Source organism: Amycolatopsis sp. NPDC051061 (assembly GCF_040682935.1).
Lineage (GTDB): Bacteria > Actinomycetota > Actinomycetes > Mycobacteriales > Pseudonocardiaceae > Amycolatopsis.
Genome location: NZ_JBFBBZ010000010.1, coordinates 234,827 through 254,144 on the forward strand (window position 1 = coordinate 234,827; position 19,318 = coordinate 254,144).

Here is a 19,318-nt window from a genome sequence, read left to right on the forward strand (position 1 = left end):
GTGCGCGGGTGTGGCCTGAAGGTGGCCCTCTTCTTGGGTGCGGTCGTGGTGCTGACCGCGGGGGTCGTCGTGGCGGTGGTGCTGACGCGCAGCCCGGTGAAGACGCCGGGCTGCACGGTCGCGGTGGCCGGGCAGAGCGGGTACACGTTCACCCCGGAGCAGATGGACAACGCCGCGCGGATCTCGGCCGTCGGGACCAAGCTCGGGCTGCCGCCGCACGCGGCGACGATCGCGCTGGCCACGGCGTTGCAGGAGTCGAAGCTGCGCAACCTCGAGGGCGGTGACCGCGATTCGGTCGGGCTGTTCCAGCAGCGGCCCAGCCAGGGCTGGGGCACGGTGGCGCAGCTGCGCGACCCGGTCTACGCGGCGACGGCGTTCTACGAGAAGCTCGAGAAGCTGCCGGGCTGGGAGACGCTGCCGATCACCGAGGCCGCCCAGGAGATCCAGCGTTCGGGCGTCCCGGACGCGTACGCCCAGTGGGAGTCGCAGTCCCGCGCGCTGGCGGCGGCGTTCACCGGCCAGTTCCCGGCGACGCTGACCTGCCGGAACCTGACCTTGGCGGCGCCGGGAGACCTGGCATCGGCGGCCACTGACGAGCTGGGCACGGCTCGCTTGAGTGGAGCCCACCCGGCGGCGCAGGGGTGGACGTACGCGAGCTGGCTGGTGGGGCGCGCCGAGGCGCTGGGCGTGGACAAGGTGAGCTTCGCCGGCCAGACGTGGACGGCGGAGTCCGGGGCCTGGACCCAGGACTCCGCCGCCGGCCAGGATCTTTCACTGCACCAGGCCCCGGCGCCCCAGCCCAGCGAGTAGCGCCCCAATGTGGCCTTCGGTGCGTTCAACGCACCGAAGGGCCCCTTGGGTGCGTTGAACGCAACCAAGGCCACATTGGGGCGCTTACGGCACCAGGATCGCGCGGCCGCGGATGCGACCCGCGTCGAGGTCGTCGAGCGCGGTCTGGAACTCTTCCAGCGAGTACCGCGCCGTGTGGAGCTTCACGCGGCCCTGCGCGGCCAGCACCATCAGCTCGCACAGGTCGTTGTACGAACCCACCAGGTTGCCGATCAGGTTGATCTCCGTCGAGATGATGTCGATCGTCGGGATGTCGATGTTCTCGCCGTAGCCGACGACGTGGTAGTCGCCCGCCCGCCGCAGCATCGCGATCCCGTCGCGAGTCGCGCCGCCTTCGCCGACGAAGTCGATCACCGTCTCGGCGCCGTTTCCGCCGGTCAGGTCGAGTACCTGCGAGACCTGGGAGCCGTCGCCGACCACGCCGTGATCCGCGCCGATCGAGACCGCCAGCTTCACCGCGTCCGGGTTGCGGTCGACGACGATCAGCTCGGCCGCCGAGATCGCCTTTAGCACCTGGATGCCGATGTGCCCGAGCCCGCCCGCGCCGATGACGACGCACTTGTCGCCCGGACGCAGGCGCCGCGTCGCCTTCGCCGCCGCGTGGTACGCCGTCAGCCCGGCGTCCGCCAGCGCCGCGACGTCCGCCGGCTCCAGCGAGTCGTCGATCTTCACGACACTGCGCGCGGACGTCTTGAGGTACTCCGCGTAGCCGCCCGCGGTGTCGATGCCCGGGAACTGCGACTGCGTGCAGTGGACGTCGTCGCCGAAGCGGCAGGCCCGGCACAGGCCGCACGTGATCAGCGGGTGCACGATCACCTTGTCGCCCTCGGCGACATTGGTCACCGCGCCGCCGACCGCGTGCACCCAGCCCGCGTTCTCGTGGCCGATCGTGTAGGGCAGCGTGACGCCGGACTTCTCCTTCCACTGGCCTTCGAGGATGTGCAGGTCGGTGCGGCAGACGCCCGCCCCGCCGATCCGCACGACCACGTCGTACGGTCCGGTGACCGAAGGCTCGGGGACGTCGGTCATCCGCAACGGCTCGTCGTACCCGACGACCTGGACCGCCTTCATGCTGAAACCTCCACAGTGGACTCGGGATAGCGGGTGCGGAGCAACCCTCGGCAGAAGTGCGAGTTGCCTTCGATGGAGATGCGAACCGACCGGGCGAACCGCAGCCGCAGCGGGATTTCCTCGCGGGGGAAAGGAGTTCCGTCGTGATCGACGAGCACCGGCGCCGAAGCGTCGAGCGAGAGCCCGAGTGCCTCCCGACGCCGGAGCAACGCCTGGGAAGACACCGTGTCCGGCAGGTCCGCGAGGGTGGCGCCGTGCAGGTCGACGTCCTCGTCCGCGCGCAGCAGCACCGTCAGCGCGCGTTCCATCGCCGCCTGGTGCGCCTTGCGGCGGAACGTCAGCCGCAGCTCCTCGAGGTCTTCGTCGGCCTCGTGGCCGAACGTCCCGCGGTACCCGGCGTCCGCGGCGAGCCCGCGGTTGATGAGGTCCGAGTCGTGGTGGTCGTCGAGCTCCACCACGACCTCCGACGTCCACGGCAGCGCCGTCAACACGTCCTTCGCGTCCGACGCCATGAGGAAGGCGAAGTTCGGCGCGCAGAACGACGTCGGCAGTCGCAAGTGGACGGTCACGCGGGTGCCGTCCACGGTCAGCGACTTGACGAAGCCGAGATCGGTGATGGGCTCGTCGAGCTCCGGGTCGAGAACCGCGTCCAGCGCGGTGTAGGCGTCCACGTCAGGCCATCGACACGGCCTGCGGCTCCACCGGAGCCAGCTGGAGCTCCGCCGGCACCGGGATGTCGTACATCGCCGCCGCGTTGAGGCCGAGGATCTTTTTCTTCTGGTCGACGGTCAGCGGCGCGTACTCCGGCAGGTCCTCCGGGATCTGGAAGTCGACGAACCGCTCGATCAACCAGCGGGGCGTCCAGAGCGCGTAGTCGCTGGAGAACTGGATGCGGTCCTCGTCCAGCCAGTACAGCAGTTCGCCGATGATCTGCGCGAAGTACTTCGGCCGGGTGTGGATGAACGGGATCGCCACCGCCAGTCCCGCGTGGACGTTCGGCTCCTGCGTCGCGATCCAGCAGAAGTCCTCCAGCCGCGGCAGCCCGCAGTGCTCCACGACGAAGTTGAGGTCGGTGAAGTCGGTGGCGGCGTGGTCCACGTCGGCGACGTCGAAGGCGTCGCGGTCCAGCGGCCGGATCGTCGGTCCCTTGTGGACGTGGATGTTCTTGATGCCCAGCTCCTGGCAGGCCTCGAAGTACTTGTACGTCCACTTGTCGTCGAGCCTGTAGCCGCGCGAGTCGCCCTGCCACTCGGCGGTGTAGAGCTTGACGCCCTTGAGGTCGAAGCGTTCCGCGTCGCGACGCAGCCGGTCGATGCCGGCCTGCTCGAACCGCGGGTCGAAGAAGTGGTTGTACGTCAGCTTGTCCGGGTGCTGCTGCTTCAGCGCGAAGGCTTCTTCGGTCTGTCCGAACCCGTTGTTGTAGAACGCGCCGAGGTACGCGGGCTGGAAGATCGCGTGGTCGACGTACCCGTTTTCGAACAGGTCGCGCATCAGCCGTTCGCCGCCCTGGTAGAGGTAGTCCTCGTACGGCCACACCTCGGCCTCGGGGCTGAGGTTGCGGTGGTAGTCGTAGAAGCAGTCGATGAACTGCTTGCCGTGGATGTTCCGCTGGTTCTCCGGGCGCGCGTCCCAGAGCGCCACGTGGGCGTCCACGATGAAGTACGTCTCGCCGTCCTTGCTGTACATGCGTTCCTCCACGGTTGGCACAGTGCAGGCGACGCTAGGGACGTCGGGGCTGGGCAGGGACCCGTCGGGTGTCTCGATATGAGACAGCTCGGGCCGCCTTCGCCCGGACGGCGGACGTAGGCTGGGGGGAAGTCCGACGCAGCGGCGCGTCCCGGGAGGTCGAGGTGGAGCACCCGCAGGTGCACGTCACGCGGTCGTTCGACGCGGCCCGGCTGCGTGCGTCCTGGCAGCGCAGCGAGCGCTACGGCGTGCCCGAGGACGAGGTCGTGCCGGTGTTCTCGGGCGCGGTCGACACCGGTTCGCTGCTCTACGAATGCGGCACCGAGGTGCTGCGCGGCCTGCAGGCGACGCTGGCCAACGAGCCGATCAGCCTGATGATCACCGACAGCGAAGGCCTGGTGCTGAGCCGGCTGTGCACGGACGCGTCCATCAACCGCTCGCTCGACCGCGTGCACCTGGCGCCGGGGTTCTACTTCGCGGAGAGCAACGCGGGCACCAACGGGCTCGGCCTGGCGCTCGCCGACCGGGCGCCGTCGCTGGTCCGGGCGAGCGAGCACTACTGCACCGACCTCCGTGGTTACACCTGCGCGGCGGTGCCCGTGCTCGACCCGCTGACCGGGGCGCTCGCCGGCAGCGTCAACCTCACGACCTGGTCGGAGCAGTCGTCGGAGCTGCTGCTGGCGCTGGCGCAGGCCGCCGCCGGAAACACGGCGGCGCTGATGCTGGCGCGCGCGTCCGGGCGCGTCGCCCGGCCGACGCCGCGGGGCGAGGTCTTCCGGGTCTACGCCGACCGCGTCGACCCGGGTGACGGGCTGCGGCTGTCGGCCGCCTGGACCACCGCGGCCGGCGCGGCGCAGACGGCGTTCGGAGCGGGCCGGGTCGTCGCGGTGGTCGGGGAGCCGGGCGTGGGCAAGACGGCGCTGGCGGCGCTGGCGCGGCGGCAGCTGCGGCCGCGCGAGCGGATTTTGAACGCGCGGCCGCCGGCGCCGGACGACGTCGACACGTGGCTGACGCTGTGGACGCCCGAGCTGGCCAAGGAAAGTACGTGCGTGATCGTGTCGGGCGTGGAGGCGCTGCCCGCGTGGGCGGCGGAGGAGCTGGCCCGGCGGTTCGCCGAGACCCGGGGCGACGGGCCGGCGCCGTTCGTGCTCACCGCGTCTGACGCGGGTTCGGTGCCGGCGGCGCTGCGGCCGCTGGTGGACCGGGTGGTCGAGGTCCCGGCGTTGCGCTTCCGGCCGGACGACGTCCTCCCGCTGGCCCACCACTTCGCCCGGCGAGACCGTGGCCGGGACGTCACGTTCACTTCGGCGGCTTCGCGTGCGTTGACGGCTTACGACTGGCCGGAGAACGCGAAGCAGCTACGGCGGGTGGTGCGCGAAGCGGCTTCGCGGTCCGAGGTGGTCGATACGGCGCATCTGCCGGCGGAGGTGTTCAGCCGGGTGGGGCACCGGTTGAGCCGGCTGCAGGCGATGGAGCGGGACGAGATCGTGCGGTGCCTGTCCGAGCCGGGGGCGACGGTGGTGCGGGCGGCGGGGAAGCTCGGCATGGGCCGGGCGACGTTGTATCGGAAGATGGCGCAGTACGGCCTGAACGCGCGACAGCTGAAGTCCTGACCGTCACTCGGCGGCGGGTCAGCGCGTGGCCTGGGCCCAGCGGACCGCCGGGCCCATCGCCCACCCCGCCGCCACGAAGACCGCCCCCAGCAGCAGCCACCCCGGCAGGCCCCAGCCGATCACCACCGTGCTCAGCAGCACCGGCCCGATCGCGCGCGCCACCGACACCCCCGTGCCGAAAAAACCCTGGTACTGCCCCTGCTGGTCGGCCGGCGCCAGCGCGAAGCCGATCTCCCACGTGCCCGCCGACTGCAGCATCTCGCCGAACACCTGTACCACCGCGCCCACGAGCAGTACCGCGAACGCGATCCACGGCGATGTCCCGGACGCCGACAGCGCGAATGCCACGCACGACGCGCAGAGCAGCACCCCCGATCGGCGCACCATCCGCGCCGCCGAGCCGATGCTCGCCAGCCGTCCCGCCACGCGGACCTGGAGCAGTACCACCACGACCGTGTTGAGCACGAACAGCGCGGACACCGTCCAGCCCGGCGCGGGGGTCCGCTCGACGATCCACAGCGGGATCGCGACGCTCAGCAGCGGCATGCGCAGCAGCAGGACCGCGTTGAGCAGCGTCACCAGCGCGTACGGCCGATCGCGCAGCACGGCCAGCTTCGGCTCGCCGGCGCGCGGGGCCGACGTCGTCACGGTGGGCAGCGCGAGCATGAGCGCCGCGGTGACCACGAAGCTCAGCGCGTCGAGCACGAAGACCGTCAGGTACGCCGGCGCGGTGTCGGCCGAGAGCGCGAGGCCGCCCAGCCCGGCGCCGACGGCGAGCCCCGCGTTGCCCGCCGACTGCAACCGGGCCCGGATGCGCGTGCGCCGTTCCGGATCGGCCAGCGCGGCCAGCAGCGCCTGGCGGACCGCGGCGAGGCCGGTCTGGCAGCTGCCGTAGAGGCAGGCGGCAAGCGCGAACAGCAGCGGCGTGCGGACCAGCAGGAACGTCAGGATCGACGCGCTCGTCGCCAGCGCCAGCAGCACCGCGGAGCCCCGGGCGCCGTGGCGGTCGGCGAGGTGGCCGAGCGGGACGCCCGCGACCGAGCCCACCGCCCAGCCGAGCGTGAGGCCCAGCCCGACCTGCGCCGGGCTCAGTCCGACGATGCGCGTGAAGAACAGCACCGAGCAGGTGAGGAACGCGCCGTCGCCGAGCGAACCGGCCAGCTGGGCGGCGGCCAGCAGCCGACCGGAGCGGGCGGGTGCGGGGCGGTCCGCAGTCAGCGTCATGACGGTAACGCTAGAGCGGAACTTGGCCCGATCCCAGAGCCAATTCCCTCGAATCGGATTGGGCCAATGTAGCCTCGCCGGATGGACTTCCACGTCAGCCTGGCCGGGCGCGGCGATCTGTCCGTCCGGATCTACCGGCAGTTGCGCGACGCCGTGCTCGACGGCAGGCTGCGGGCGGGGGAGCGGCTGCCGCCGACGCGTGAGCTGGCGCGGCGCCTGGCGGTTTCGCGCAACACCGTCGCGGTCGCCTACGACCGGCTGACCGCCGACGGGTTCCTCACCGGCCGCGTCGGCGCCGGGACGTACGTCAGCGGTTCCCTTCCGGCGCCGAAGCCGCGTAAGGCTCCTTCGGCGCGGGGCCCGCGGCCCAAGGCGATCTGGCGGTCGCTGCCGTCGCCGGTCGCCGCGGTGGCGGAAGCACCGGAGTACGACTTCCGCGTCGGCATCCCCGACGCCGCCCTGTTCCCGCTCGAGACTTGGCGGCGACTGCTCGCGCGGGAGCTGCGAGCCGCGGCCGGGTTCGTGCACTACGTCGACCCCGGTGGCCACCCGGGCCTGCGCGCGGCGATCGCCCGGCACGTCGGCGTCTCGCGCTCGGTGCGCGCCGACGCGGACGACGTGCTCGTCACCCAAGGCGCACAGCAGGCTCTCGACCTGCTGTGCCGCGTGCTGCTCTCACCGGGTGACCGCGTGGCCGTCGAAGAGCCGGGCTACCGGCAGGCGAAGCTGCTCTTCGCGTCCCACGGCGCCGAAGTCGTCGGAGTGCCCGTGGACGGCGAAGGTCTCGACGTCGCCGCATTGCCGTCGCGGACGAAGCTGGTGTACGTCACGCCGTCGCACCAATTCCCGCTCGGAACGCCGATGTCGCTGGCCCGCCGCACGGCGCTGCTGGCGTGGGCGGAGCGCGCGGACGCGGTCGTCGTCGAGGACGACTACGACAGCGAGTTCCGGTTCTCCGACCGGCCCCTGGAACCGTTGCAGAGCCTGGACCGCGGCGGGCGCGTGGCGTACGTCGGGTCGTTCTCGAAGACGCTGCTTCCCATGCTGCGCCTGGGTTTCCTGGTCGCACCGCCGTCGTTGCAGGACGCCTTGGGCCACGCGCGTCAGCTGTCGGACTGGCACGGCGACGTCCCGGCCCAAGCCGCGCTGGCCCGCTTCATCGACGAAGGGCTGTTCGCCCGTCACATCCGCCGCGCGACGAAGGTGTACGCGGAGCGGCACGAGCGGATCACGTCCACTGTGGACCGAGTGTTCGCCGGCCGTCTCCAGGTGGTTCCCTCGGCGGCGGGCTTGCACTTGTGCGCCCTCGCCGAGGAAGACCTGGAACCCATCGCCGAGCGGGCGGCGGGCGCGGGCGTGGCGGTCCAGACGCTTTCCGACCTGTGCGGCGGGTATCCGGCCCCGGGGCTGGTCCTCGGCTACGGCTCGATCCCGGTGGAGAGGATCGACGACGGGCTCGCCGCGCTGGACGAGGCCTGGGGCTCCACGTAGTGATCCGTGCGGCGGCGCGCGGCGATCAGCAGTCCGCCCGCCGACGTCGCTGCCGCGGTGCCCAGGACCAGGAGCCAGCCGTGCCGGAAGTCCGTCAGGTCCGGGGTTCCCGCGAAGATCGCCACCAGCACCGCCGTCCCCAGGACCGTTCCGATCTGCCGCATCGTGTTGACCATCGACGAGCCCGCGCCCCACCGCGCCGGCGGCAGGACCGTGCCCACGACGCCCGACAGGCTCGGCAGGATCAGCCCGACGCCGATGCCGGTCAGGAGCTGGCCGGGCAGCATCGACGTCGCGTAGTCGGGCGTCGAACCCATGCGCAGCAACCAGATCAGCACGCCCGCCCCGAACGAGATGCCGCCGAGGGCGACCGCCGGGCCCGGGCCGAAACGGTGCACGAACCGGCCGCCGAGGATCGACACCGGGACCACCATCAGCGGCCCGGGGGCCAGGGACAGCCCGGCGACCAGGATCGAGTCGTGCCAGATCGACGTCAGGAACAGGACGTTGCCGAACAGCATCGCGGCGAAGCCGGCCGCGAACACGCCGGTCGTGACGCACGCCAGCCACAGCGTCGGGACGCGCAGTGCCGGCAGGTCCAGCACCGGCACGGCGTGGCGCGCCGAGCGCAGCGGCACCCACGCCAGCGCGACCACGGCGACCGCGAACGCGAGCAGCACCGGCCCCGCGGTCCAGCCGCGGTCGGGCGCTTCGACCAGCGCGTAGGCCAGCGCCCCGACGCCGGCGAGGAGCCCGGCCGCGCCGAGCAGGTCCGGGACGCCGGGGGTGGTGTCCCGGGACTCGCGCAGGACGCGCGGCCCGGCCAGCAGCGTCAGCGCGCAGATAGGCAGGTTCACCAGGAAGACCCAGCGCCACGACGCCTCGACGAGCAGACCGCCGACGGGCGGCCCGAGCGCGGCGGCCGCGGCGCCCACGGACGCCCAGACGCCGACCGCCATCGGCCGCCGGTGCGCGGGGAAGGCCGTCAGCAGCAGGGCCAGCGACGTCGGCATGACGAGCGCGGCGCCGATCGCTTGCACCGCGCGGAAGGCGATGAGAACGGGGATGGACGGCGCGGCGGCGCACGCGGCCGAGGCGAGGGTGAAGACGACGACGCCGAGGAGGAACAGCCGCTTCCGGCCGTACCGGTCGGCCAGCCGGCCGGCGGGGGCGAGGCAGGCGGCGAACAGGACGGTGTAGCCGTTGAGCACCCACGACAGCGTGGCGAGGTCGTCGCCGGGGAAGGCGGCCCGGATGCCGGGGAACGCGATCGTGACGATGAACGTGTCGAGGCTGGCGAGGAACGCCGCGGTCGAGACGACCAGCAGCACGAGGCCGGGCTTCGGCGCGGTGTCGGTCATGGCCCTCCTAGGTTTGAAAAAGCAACCTAGCCGGAGGGTGTGGGTCTCAACAAGAGACTGACCAGTTCAGCGCGATGTAGGTCACGCGCGGGGCCGGGCGCGCAGCCGGCCGCGAAAGTGCCGCGAATGACTCATACGGGACCTCCGGCGCCGCGAATGAGTCATTCGCGACGTCGCGGGCGGGCGGGCGGGCGAGCGGGCGGCAGGCCGGGCCGCCTCACGCGGCGGCGCGCTGCTCCGCCCGGGCCTTCAACGCCGCCAGGGTGTGCTCGATGGACCGCACGTTGTACCCCGGCCGGTCCGCCCGTCCGGTCACCCGCGGCCCCATGAACTTGCGCACCACCCAGGCCCCGCTCCGGTACCAGTTCTCGGTCACCCGGCACCCCGCCGGGCTCGGCGTCAGCACGTACTCCCACCGCGACACCCGCGACCCCAGCGGCGTCCGCACGTCGAACGCGAACCGGCGGCCCTCCTCGAACGCCACCACCTTCACCCGCGTCCACCACTGCAGCTCGCCGTTGCGGTTGCGGCCGCGAAAGCGCGCGCCCAAGCCCGGGGTGTCGAGCCAGCGGCCGCCGACGTTCTCCGGGCTCAGCTCGCCCATCCGGGGCAGGTCGGTGACCCACGACCACACCGTGTCCGGGTCGGCCGGGACGTCGGTGCTGCGCGAAATCGTCGGTTCCACGCTTCGACGGTGACAGCGCCGCCCCGGGCCGGGCAAGGTTCGCAAGCGTTGTCCGCAGTCCAGGAGAGCCGGGTGAAAAACTCCGCCGCCGAAGCACGTTGCAAACGCCGTCGTTCTGGGTACCTGGCGCGCGGAGGAGTACCTATACGGAGGGTGCGGTGGTCAGCGTGATCCCGATCGAGGTCGTGGGCATGGCCGTTCCGGTGCCCGGCGAGGCGCCCCTGATGCTGCTCCGGGAACCGGACGGCGCCCGGCGCTGGCTGGCCATCATGATCGGGTACGGCGAGGCCGAGGCCCTCGTGCGGGCGCGCGAGCAGATCGCGCAGCCGCGGCCGGGCACGATCGAGCTGCTCGGTGACGTGCTCGCCGCCTTCGGCCAGGGTGTCGCCGCCGTGGAGCTGACCGAGGTGCGGGACGGCATCTTCTACGCCGATCTCGTGCTCGTCGACGGCACCCGCGTGTCGGCCCGCCCCAGCGACGCCGTCGCGCTCGGCCTGCGGCAGGGCGCGCCGATCAGTGTCGCCGAAGAGGTGCTCGACGTCGCGTCCGTGCAGCTGGAGGTCGAGCAGGAAGCCGAAGGCCCGGCCGCCGACGTGCTCGACACCGAGGCCGAGGTCGCCCGCTTCCGCGCCGAGCTCGACGGCCTGCGGCCCGAGGACTTCGACGAGCAGTAGGGAATCATCTCCCGGACCACCGACGGGAGAGTGATGCCGGACTTCACGACGAACACCGAGCCGCACCGGCGTGAGCTGCTGGTGCACTGCTACCGGATGCTCGGCTCGGTGCACGAAGCCGAAGACCTGGTGCAGGAGACGCTGGTGCGCGCCTGGAAGGCGTGGGACGGCTACGACCCGGCCCGCGCTTCGGTGCGCACCTGGCTCTACCGGATCGCCACCAACGCCTGCCTCACCGCGGTGGAAAGCCGGGCCCGGCGGCCGCTGCCCTCGGGCCTCGGCCGCCCCAGCGAAGACCCGGGCGCGCCGCTGACGCCGTCGTTCGAGATCCCGTGGCTGCACCCCTTCCCGGACGCGCGCCTGGACGACCCCGGCCTGCGCCTGGCCCGCCGGGGCACGCTGCGGCTGGCGCTGCTCGCGGCGATGCAGACGCTGCCGCCCAAGCAGCGCGCGGTGCTGATCCTGCGCGACGTCCTGGAGTTCAGCGCGGCAGAGGTCGCCGGCTTCCTGGAGACGACGCCCGCCGCGGTCAACAGCGCCCTGCAGCGCGCCCGCGCGGGTCTCGGCGACCTGGCGGCGGACGAAGTTCCCGAACCGGACGACACGGCGGTGGAAGCGGTCCTCGACCGCTACGTCCGGGCGTTCGAATCCGCCGACGTCGCCGGTCTGGTCGAGCTGCTGACCGACGACGTCGTGCTGGAGATGCCGCCGGTGCCGCTGTGGTTCCTCGGCCGCGACGGCTACGGCCGGTTCCTCGAGCGGCTGTTCGCGATGCGCGGGCCGGATTGGCGGATGACGCGCACTTCCGCGAACGGCCAGCCCGCCCTGGTCGCCTACTGCCGCGACGACACGGGGACCTACCGGCTGCACACCCTGCAGGTGTTCACCGTGACCAAGGGGCGCGTAGCGCACAACGTGGTGTTCGCCGACCCCGCCGTGCTGGCGCTGTTCGACCTTCCCGCGATTCAGCCGGCGGCGCGGGCCTCCGACGGGCGGCCGTAGGCGCCGCCGTCGTTGCTGCGCTGGAGCAGGCCCTCGTCGACGAGGTAGCGGCGCAGCGTCGCGTGGTCGTCGTGGACCATCGACAGCTTCTCGCGGACGTCCTGCTCGGTGTAGAGCCGGCCCGGCTCGAACCGCTCGGCGAGGTGGGCGAGCAGCAGCTGCCGCCGCTTGCCCGAATGCGGGATCGTGACGAGCCTGCCGTGGCGGAACAGCCCGTCGAGCGGATCGGCCGGGCCCTTGGCGAGCGCCTCGCGGAACACCTCGGGCACGGCCCGGTAGGCGTCCCCGTCCGCGGTGACGAGCCCCGCGTCGATCAGCCGCTTCACGAGCTTGGCGCTGCCGGCCGGGAGCTCGCCGGGCGCGGCGCAGATGCGGGCGAACAGCTGCAGGCGGGCGGGGTCCGAGAGGGCGGAGATCAGCGCTTCCGGTGCGGCCATGAGCGCGAAGCGTACTCGAACTCCTCGCGCCTGTCCCGAAAAGTCGACAGGGTCAACTGATAAGCCTACCCTGTCGATATGGCCTCGAAGACGGTTTCCGCTCCGGCGGTCGCGGCCGCGCAGACGTTGCGCGTGCTCGTCGGCCGGCTGCGGCGGAAGATGATGGACGCGACGGCGGTCGGCGACCTGACCTCCGCGCAGGCCTCGGCGCTCGCCCGGCTCGCGAAGATCGAGCCGGCGACGGCGAGCGTGCTGGCCGGCGCGGAGCGGGTGCGCCCGCAGTCGATGGCGGCGACCGTGGCCGCGCTGGAGAAGCTCGGCCTGGTCCGCCGCGAGGACGACCCGGACGACGGCCGCCGCCAGCTGATCTTCTTCACGCCCGAGGGCCGCGCCTACGGCCAGGGCGCCCGCGCCGCGCGGCAAGAGTGGCTGGCCCGGTCCCTGGCGCAGCGGCTCACCGAGGACGAACTGGCCGTGGTCACCGAGGCGCTGGCGTTGCTCGGCCGCGTCGTCGAGCCGTGACGACCCGGACGCGCGACGGGTTCGACCGGAAGCTGCTCGCCCCGCTGATCTCGGGCGCGGTCCTCAACCCGGTCAACTCGACGATCATCGCGGTCGCGCTGGTGCCGATCGGCGTCGCGTTCGGGCAACCGGCGTCGGCGACCGCGTGGCTGATCTCCGCGCTGTACCTGGCCACCGCCGTCGGGCAGCCGGTGGCCGGCCGGCTGATCGACCGGTACGGCCCGCGGCGCGTGTTCCTCCCGGCGACCGCCTCCGAAGGAGGGCTCCTTCGACCTCGACTTCCCGGGCATGGCGCTGTTCGCCGGCACGCTCGTCTCCCAGCTGCTGTTCCTGATGCATCCCGGCGCGGGGGACTGGTACCTGCTCGCGATCGCCGTCGTGGGAGCCGCGGGCTTCGCCGCCCGCGAGCTGACCCACGCCCACCCGTTCATCGACCTGCGGCTGCTCGGCCGCAACGGCCCGCTGCTGCGCACCTACGGCCGCGCGCTGCTGGCCTACGTCGTCGCGTACAGCTTCCTTTACGGCTACACGCAATGGCTCGAACACGGCCGCGGCCTGTCGGCGACCGAAGCCGGCCTCGCCACCCTGCCGCTGTTCGCGACCGGGATCCTCGTGTCGCTGCTCACCGGGCGTCGCGAAGCGGTCCGCGGCAAGCTGGCCGTCGCCGCGCTCGGGCAGCTCGCCGGGTGCGCGCTGCTGCTGACCCTGGACTCCTCCGCCGCCGTCTGGCTGCTCGTGGTCGTCGCGCTCGTGGCCGGGGTGCCGCAGGGATTGAACAGCCTCGCGCTGCAGAACTCCGTGTACCGCCAAGCGAACCCGGACGACATCGGCGCGTCGGCTGGGCTGCTGCGCACCTTCGGCTACCTCGGCGCGATCGTCTCCTCCGCGCTGCAAGGCGCCCTCTACGGGCCCGCCGCCGACACCGGCGGGCTGCACGACCTCGCGCTGGTACTCCTCGGCATCGGCGTGGTTTTCCTGATCGTCACCGTGTTCGACCGTTCCCTGTCCCGAAGCACCACCCGACCCGAGAAAGCCGAGACCGATGCCTGACCAGGCCACCCTCGACCCGAACCGCACGGCGCTGCGGGCGCGGCGCCCACGTCGGCTGGGTGCGCGTCGGGTTCGAAGACGCCGAGTTCGAAGCGATTCCGGAAACGAGCATGTTCGCCGCGTTCGCCGCCGACCGCGCGGGCATGCGCGCCGACGCCGCGGCCACGCAGATCCACCCGAAGCTTGCGCCGCGGCCCGGGGACATCCGGGTCCGCAAGATCCGCGTCGGCGCCTTCACGACCACCGACCTCGAGCAGCAGCTGGAGAAGCGCGGGATCACCACGCTCGTCCTTGCGGGGATCAGCACCAGCGGCGTCGTGCTGAGCACCGTACGCGAGGCGATGGACCGCGACTACCGGATCGTCGTCCTGCGCGACGCCTGCGCCGACCGCGACCCGGCGACGCACGACTTCCTGACCGGGACGCTGTTCCCCCGCACCGCCACCGTCGTCGACGTGGCCGGGCTCGGGGAGCTCTGGGCCGTCCAGTAGGTTGCGCTGCGTGCCCCGTCCGCCCGAGACCGTGCCCGGCGAGGTGCTGCGCGCCTCGATCGTGGAGCGGCTGTTCGCCCGCGCGGACGACGACCGGCCGCTGTTCACCCACCAGGACCACAGCCACGCCGCCGAGCACACGCTGACGTGGGCGGAGTTCGCCGCGCGGGTCCGGGTGGTCGCGGGCGGGCTGCGCCGGGTCGCGGAGCCGGGGGAGCGGGTCGCCGTCCTCGCCGGGCAGGAGCTGGCCTACCCGCTCGCCTTCTTCGGCGTCCTGGCGGCCGGCATGATCGCCGTCCCGCTGATGCCGCCGGGCAACCAGGCGCAGGCCGAGCGGCTTGGCGGGGTCTTGGCCGACTCGGGCGCCCGCGTGTGGCTGACGTCGTCCGCCGCGGCGGCGCGGGTTCGCGAGTTCGGGGCGCCCGACGACCTGCTGGTGGCCGACGAGCTGACCGGGCCGGGGGCCGATCCGGTGCCGGTGGCGCCGGAAAGCCCGGCGTACCTGCAGTACACGTCGGGCTCGACGCGGGAGCCGGCCGGTGCGGTGATCCCGCACCGGGCCATCGTCGCCGCGTGCTGGCAGGGCAGCCGGGCCTACGCCGTCGACGAAGGCACGACCTGCGCGGGCTGGATCCCGTTCTTCCACGACATGGGCCTGATCCAGCTGCTGTGCCTGCCCGTCTTCGCCGGCGGGCGCGCGGTGTTCATGGCCCCGGCCGAGTTCGTGCACCGGCCGCGGCGGTGGCTGAGGCAGCTGGCGGACTACCCCGCGGTGTTCACGGCCGCGCCGAACTTCGCCTACGACCTCGCCGCCGACGCCGGGCCGGGGGAGGACGACCTGGACCTCTCGGACGTCCGGGTCGCGCTCAACGGCGCCGAGCCCGTCCGCCCGCGCACGGTCGAGCGCTTCCTCGAGGTCTTCGGCCCGCACGGCTTCCGGCGCGGGGCGTACCGGCCGTCGTACGGGCTCGCCGAAGCCACCGTCTACGTCGCGAGCGCGGGGGAAGAAGGGCCGCGCGGCGCGAAGTTCGACCGTGAAGCGCTTGCTCAGGGCCACGCCGTCGAAACCGTCGATGGGCAGGAACTCGTGTCCGTGGGCCGTCCGGTCGGGCAGCAGGTGCGGATCGTCCACGACGGACACGAGCAGCCCGACGGCGCCGTCGGCGAGATCTGGATCCACGGCGCGAACGTCGCGGCCGGGTACTGGGGCCGGGGCGACGCGGCCGCGTTCGACGCCACGCTCGACGGCGTCGGCGGCTGGCTGCGCACCGGCGACCTCGGCGTGGTGCACGCCGGTGACCTCTACGTCACCGGCCGGCTCAAGGACCTCATCGTCATCGACGGCCGCAACTTCCACCCGCAGGACATCGAGGCGGCGGCGGGGGAGGCCCACCCCGCGGTCCGCCGCGACCGCGTCGCCGCGTTCGGTGCCGCCGACGAGGACGGCGAGGGCGCGGTGGTGGTCGCGGAGTGGGTGCGCGACGCTGACGCGGACCTCGAAGAGGTGACGCGAGCGGTGCTGCGCGCGGTGTCACGCGAGCACGGTCTCACCCTCCGTGCGGTACATCTGGTCCCTTCCGGCGGACTTCCGCGCACATCGAGTGGCAAGGTCGCCCGGTCGGCGGCCAAGGCACGTTATGGTGGCGGCCGTGGGTGATCACCGCGCCGAGGTCACGAAGGTCGTCAGCGACACCTTCCGGCTCGACCCGGCCCTCGTCGAGCCCGACGCGCCGCTGGAGGAGCTGGGCATCGACTCGAAGGGCCGGATCAAGCTCCTGGCGGCGCTGGAGGTCTATTACGGGGTGACGATCGACCTGGACGAGCTCGAGCGGTTCACCGACGTGGGATCCGTGGCCGACGTGCTCGCGGAAGCTCTGGGAACCGAAGGATCTGAGGAGAGGCGCTGAAATGAGCGGCGGGGGGTACACCGCGACGACGGAAGCGTTGTCGACGGCGTCCAAGACCATCGGGGATCTGGCGGAACACCTGCTGGACGACAACCCGGACCTGGAGACTCCGCAGGTGACCGCGGAGGGCTTCGGCAAGGCGCACAACGCCCACGCGGCGAAGTACACCGCCGGTGCGCAGGCCCTGTGGGCCGCGGTCTCCGGCTACAGCACCACGCTGGGCTCGTTCGGCACCAACCTCGGCACCGCCGGGTCGAGCTACAGCACCAACGAAGACAACCAGGCGGGCGCCATCACCAACGCCGGGGGCTCGCTCTGATGGCCGACAAGAAGAAGTGGTCCGACGTCAAGGCGATCCTCGACGACCCGAGCGTCCCCGCGGGTCAGAAGAGCGCGCTGATCAGCAGCTGGCTGCGGGAAAACCCGCCCCCGCCGCCGTTCCTGGCCGACCAGGAACCGGACGACATCAAGCAGAAGCGACAGGAAGCCGAGAAGTACGCCGGCGCCTACAACGCCAACCCGCTCTTCGCCGGGCAGTCCGTCGACGAGGCGTACGACAAGGCCAAGTCGAGCGGCGACCAGACCTCGTACAACGAAGACCACGAGAAGAAGGCCGTCGACGACGGCAAGACCAAGCTCAACGACACGAAGCCGCCTGCCGCCGGCGAGAACGGCGGGGACGCCAGCGGAACGAAGACGTCCGACGAGATCTTCGACGCCGCCGCGCCCGCGCTGAAGCTGTTCGAGACCTTCGGGTCGCTGCTGGCGAAGATCCCGGACGACTGCCGCGGCAACACCCGCGCGCTCGACATCGACAAGGACATCCGCGTTCCGTTCGACGAGCAGCGCGGGATCAGCTTCGCGAACTTCGTCCAGGACGCCGCGCACTTCAAGACCGGCTCGGAGACGGTCGACCGGACGCTGGAGGACACCGGTTCCCAGCTCGGCAGCCTGTACAAGACGTGGAGCGGCGCCGGTGCGGACGCGGCGTCCGACACCTACAACGACAAGATCCAGCCGAAAGCGGCGAAGCTGTCCCAGACGCTCGGCGACGTGGGCGAAGCGACGCTGACCACCGCGACCACGGTCTTCCAGCTGTGCAAGGGCAAGGCCGACGCCGTCATCGGCATGTACACCGACCTGGTCGGCAAGGCCGACTACACGATGGCGCAGAAGGTCATCGCGGTCGCCGGCGGCGAGCACGGCAACGAGCAGGACCTGGCCCAGATCGCGGGCTGGATGGACCTCAATTTCGGCACCAACCTGGTCAAGACCCTCAACGACCAGGGCTGCTGCGACGGCGACGAGATCAAGAAGCACGGCCAGGACCTGGCCAAGCAGTGGATCCAGAACCAGTTCAACCCGGACATGTGGGACCGGCTCTACAAGGGCTTCGAGAAGACCTGCAAGGACACGAAGGACCTCGTCGACCAGGCGTACGACGCGCTCGACAAGGTCATGGGCAAGGTCAAGAACGAGTTCGAGGGCGTGACCACGCCGGGCGGCTCCGGCTCGGGCGCTCCCGGCAGCGGTGGTCCCGGCAGTGGTGGTCCTGGCTCGGCCGGCGGCGCGGGCGGTGGCCCGGGTGGCTCGGGCAGCGGGTCGGGTGCGGGTGGCGCGGGTTCGGGTGGCGCCGATGGCGGTTCCGGCTCGGGCTCGGGCGGTTCGGGAGCCGGCGGGGGCGGCGGCGAGGTGCCGCCGATTCCCGAAGGTGGCTCCGGCGCCGGTGGCAGCGGCCTGGGCGGTGGTTCGGGAGCCGGAGGCTCGGGCACCGATCTGCCCAGCGACGCGGGCGGCGGCTCCGGCAGCGGTTCGGGCAGTGGTTCCGGGGGCGGGGGCGGTGGTCCGGTGCCGTCGATTCCGGACGTCTCCGGCGGCGGGTCCGGTTCAGGGGCCGGCTCGGGCAGTGGCTCGGGTTCGGGAGCCGGTGGCGGGGGCTCGATGCCGTCGATCCCCGACCTGTCCACGCCTTCCGGCGACGGCGGGGGTTCCGGCCTCGGCTCGGGCGGTGGCTCGGGTTCTGGTTCTGGTTCCGGTTCCGGTTCGGATGACACGTCGCCGTCGTCGGTGCCGTCGCCGTCCGACAGTGGCCGGGCGGAGGCGGCCGCGGCCGCCGAAGCGGCCAAGAAGAAGGCCGCGGACGCACTCGCCGAGTTCAGCGGCCCGGGCATCGAGACCGAGTCCGGCGACGGCGCCGGTTCGGGCGCCGGGGGCAGTGGCCTTGGCGGTGGCGAAGACACCGGCGGCGGGTCCGGGTCCGGGTCCGGCCTGGGCGGCGGGTCCGGGTCCGGCCTGGGCGGCGGTTCCGGGTCCGGCCTGGGCGGCGGGTCCGGGTCGGGTGGCTCCGACTCCGGTTCGGGTTCGGGTTCGGGCTCTGGTTCCGGTGGTTCCGGCGACGACGGCAAGGCCGCGGCCGAGCAGGCCGCGGAGGAAGCGAAGCAGAAGGCCGCCGACGCGCTGAAGGAGTTCAGCGGCGAAGGGATCAAGACGGACTCCGGCGACGGAGCCGGGCTCGGCGACACCGGGTCCAGCGACGAACCCGGCGCCGACAAGGACGGCGACGGCAAGCCGGACAACCCGCTGGGTGAAGACAAGGACGGCGACGGCAAGGCGGACAACCCGCTGGGTGAAGACAAGGACGGCGACGGCAAGCCGGACAGCCTCCTCGGCGAGGACAAGGACGGCGACGGCAAGCCCGACAAGGACGGCGACGACACCCCCGACACCCTCAAGGTCAAGCAGGGTGACAAGACCTTCGAGATGACCGAGCCCGACCAAGACGGGAAGATGGACATCAAGGTCGGCGCCGGGACCGACGCCGCCAAGGACTTCCAGTTCGACTGGTCCAAGGACGCCGGCGGTCCACAAGGGACCGACGACGGCAGCTACTGCCCGGGTCCCGACGGCAAGATCCACATCGAGGACGGCGGCGTCAAGATCACCGCCGAGCGGCCCGACGGCCCGGACGGCCCGACCGTCGTCACCGTCGACGACGGCAGCGGCACCCCGACGACCTACACCCTCGGCGAGGACGACAAAGCCTCCGACGCCCTCGGCGACACCCCCGGCAAGAAGCTCGACGACGACCTGCCGAACCACCGCGGCACCCTCGAGGACCTGAAGCACGACGGCGGCGGGGACAGCCCCGGTGGCGCCGGCCACGGCGGTGGCTCGGGGGCCGGCATCGGCGGCGGCTCGCACGGCGGCTCGGGCCTTTCGGCGACCGGTCTGGAGCCGGGCGGGGCGGCGAAGGGG

The 19,318-nt window shown here is 72.3% G+C and carries 18 protein-coding genes and 2 pseudogenes; 13 read left to right on the top strand and 7 right to left on the bottom strand.

Translation table 11 applies throughout. The features are described 5' to 3' along the window. The first annotated feature begins 21 nt into the window (after positions 1 to 21). Positions 22 to 810: a hypothetical protein gene (locus AB0N03_RS16545; protein WP_364371613.1), complete on the top strand. Its 789-nt coding sequence runs from the start codon at positions 22 to 24 to the stop codon at positions 808 to 810. Between the two features lie 84 nt (positions 811 to 894). Here the strand turns inward: AB0N03_RS16545 and AB0N03_RS16550 are convergent, their stop codons facing one another. From AB0N03_RS16550 to AB0N03_RS16560, 3 genes are read right to left on the bottom strand one after another with little or no spacing between them, the layout of a single operon-like run. Next, the gene (locus AB0N03_RS16550) at positions 895 to 1,920 is read right to left on the bottom strand and encodes an NAD(P)-dependent alcohol dehydrogenase (RefSeq protein ID WP_364371616.1); all 1,026 of its coding nucleotides are present in this window, start codon (positions 1,918 to 1,920) and stop codon (positions 895 to 897) included. Beyond that, on the bottom strand, positions 1,917 to 2,591 hold the full coding sequence (locus AB0N03_RS16555) for an iron-sulfur cluster assembly protein (RefSeq protein ID WP_364371618.1): 675 nt from the start codon (positions 2,589 to 2,591) through the stop codon (positions 1,917 to 1,919). Before AB0N03_RS16555 ends, AB0N03_RS16550 begins: the two co-directional genes overlap by 4 nt. A gap of 1 nt (position 2,592) precedes the next feature. Next, positions 2,593 to 3,606, bottom strand: coding sequence for an amidohydrolase family protein (locus AB0N03_RS16560; RefSeq protein ID WP_364371681.1), 1,014 nt, complete (start codon positions 3,604 to 3,606; stop codon positions 2,593 to 2,595). A gap of 164 nt (positions 3,607 to 3,770) precedes the next feature. Between AB0N03_RS16560 and AB0N03_RS16565 the strand changes: the two genes are divergently transcribed. Then, on the top strand, positions 3,771 to 5,219 hold the full coding sequence (locus AB0N03_RS16565; protein ID WP_364371621.1) for a helix-turn-helix domain-containing protein: 1,449 nt from the start codon (positions 3,771 to 3,773) through the stop codon (positions 5,217 to 5,219). A gap of 18 nt (positions 5,220 to 5,237) precedes the next feature. On the opposite strand, the gene AB0N03_RS16570 is transcribed toward AB0N03_RS16565, so the two are convergent. Beyond that, positions 5,238 to 6,443, bottom strand: coding sequence for an MFS transporter (locus AB0N03_RS16570; RefSeq protein ID WP_364371624.1), 1,206 nt, complete (start codon positions 6,441 to 6,443; stop codon positions 5,238 to 5,240). A gap of 81 nt (positions 6,444 to 6,524) precedes the next feature. Here AB0N03_RS16570 and AB0N03_RS16575 point away from each other — a divergent pair, with 81 nt between their 5' ends. Further along, on the top strand, positions 6,525 to 7,934 hold the full coding sequence (locus tag AB0N03_RS16575; protein ID WP_364371626.1) for a PLP-dependent aminotransferase family protein: 1,410 nt from the start codon (positions 6,525 to 6,527) through the stop codon (positions 7,932 to 7,934). Here AB0N03_RS16575 and AB0N03_RS16580 read toward each other — a convergent pair. After that, positions 7,862 to 9,295, bottom strand: coding sequence for an MFS transporter (locus AB0N03_RS16580; RefSeq protein WP_364371629.1), 1,434 nt, complete (start codon positions 9,293 to 9,295; stop codon positions 7,862 to 7,864). The genes AB0N03_RS16575 and AB0N03_RS16580 overlap by 73 nt on opposite strands. A gap of 217 nt (positions 9,296 to 9,512) precedes the next feature. Continuing rightward, positions 9,513 to 9,980 (bottom strand): SRPBCC family protein, encoded by a 468-nt coding sequence (locus AB0N03_RS16585; RefSeq protein ID WP_364371632.1) that lies wholly within the window; start codon positions 9,978 to 9,980, stop codon positions 9,513 to 9,515. Positions 9,981 to 10,138: 158 nt separating this feature from the next. Between AB0N03_RS16585 and AB0N03_RS16590 the strand changes: the two genes are divergently transcribed. Both AB0N03_RS16590 and AB0N03_RS16595 read left to right on the top strand, forming a co-directional pair. After that, a complete protein-coding gene (locus AB0N03_RS16590; protein ID WP_364371635.1) occupies positions 10,139 to 10,654 on the top strand; it encodes a bifunctional nuclease family protein in 516 nt (171 codons plus the stop codon). 33 nt (positions 10,655 to 10,687) lie between these two features. Continuing rightward, the gene (locus tag AB0N03_RS16595) at positions 10,688 to 11,656 is read left to right on the top strand and encodes a sigma-70 family RNA polymerase sigma factor (RefSeq protein WP_364371637.1); all 969 of its coding nucleotides are present in this window, start codon (positions 10,688 to 10,690) and stop codon (positions 11,654 to 11,656) included. Here AB0N03_RS16595 and AB0N03_RS16600 read toward each other — a convergent pair. Beyond that, a complete protein-coding gene (locus AB0N03_RS16600) occupies positions 11,620 to 12,093 on the bottom strand; it encodes a DUF2087 domain-containing protein (protein ID WP_364371640.1) in 474 nt (157 codons plus the stop codon). The two genes, AB0N03_RS16595 and AB0N03_RS16600, sit on opposite strands and share 37 nt — an antisense overlap. A gap of 78 nt (positions 12,094 to 12,171) precedes the next feature. On the opposite strand from AB0N03_RS16600, the gene AB0N03_RS16605 reads away from it, so the two are divergent. The 8 genes and pseudogenes from AB0N03_RS16605 to AB0N03_RS16640 form a co-directional block, all read left to right on the top strand. After that, entirely contained in the window at positions 12,172 to 12,615 is a 444-nt protein-coding gene (locus AB0N03_RS16605; protein WP_364371643.1) for a MarR family transcriptional regulator, read from the top strand. Between the two features lie 101 nt (positions 12,616 to 12,716). Then, a pseudogene (locus tag AB0N03_RS16610) lies at positions 12,717 to 12,800 on the top strand (hypothetical protein); the annotation flags it as partial. Between the two features lie 103 nt (positions 12,801 to 12,903). Beyond that, entirely contained in the window at positions 12,904 to 13,665 is a 762-nt protein-coding gene (locus AB0N03_RS16615; protein WP_364371645.1) for an MFS transporter, read from the top strand. A gap of 50 nt (positions 13,666 to 13,715) precedes the next feature. After that, positions 13,716 to 14,156, top strand: a pseudogene (locus tag AB0N03_RS16620) (cysteine hydrolase); the annotation flags it as partial. 10 nt (positions 14,157 to 14,166) lie between these two features. After that, a complete protein-coding gene (locus tag AB0N03_RS16625) occupies positions 14,167 to 15,813 on the top strand; it encodes a fatty acyl-AMP ligase (RefSeq protein ID WP_364371647.1) in 1,647 nt (548 codons plus the stop codon). After that, positions 15,806 to 16,063 (top strand): acyl carrier protein, encoded by a 258-nt coding sequence (locus AB0N03_RS16630; RefSeq protein ID WP_364371650.1) that lies wholly within the window; start codon positions 15,806 to 15,808, stop codon positions 16,061 to 16,063. The genes AB0N03_RS16625 and AB0N03_RS16630 overlap by 8 nt, the downstream gene beginning before the upstream one ends. Position 16,064: 1 nt before the next feature. Next, positions 16,065 to 16,382 carry a hypothetical protein gene (locus tag AB0N03_RS16635; protein ID WP_364371651.1) on the top strand — a complete coding sequence of 106 codons (318 nt, stop codon included), beginning with the start codon at positions 16,065 to 16,067 and terminating at the stop codon, positions 16,380 to 16,382. Continuing rightward, a partial coding sequence (locus tag AB0N03_RS16640; protein WP_364371653.1) for a WXG100 family type VII secretion target occupies positions 16,382 to 19,318 on the top strand: 2,937 nt, incomplete at its 3' end. The genes AB0N03_RS16635 and AB0N03_RS16640, both read left to right, overlap by 1 nt.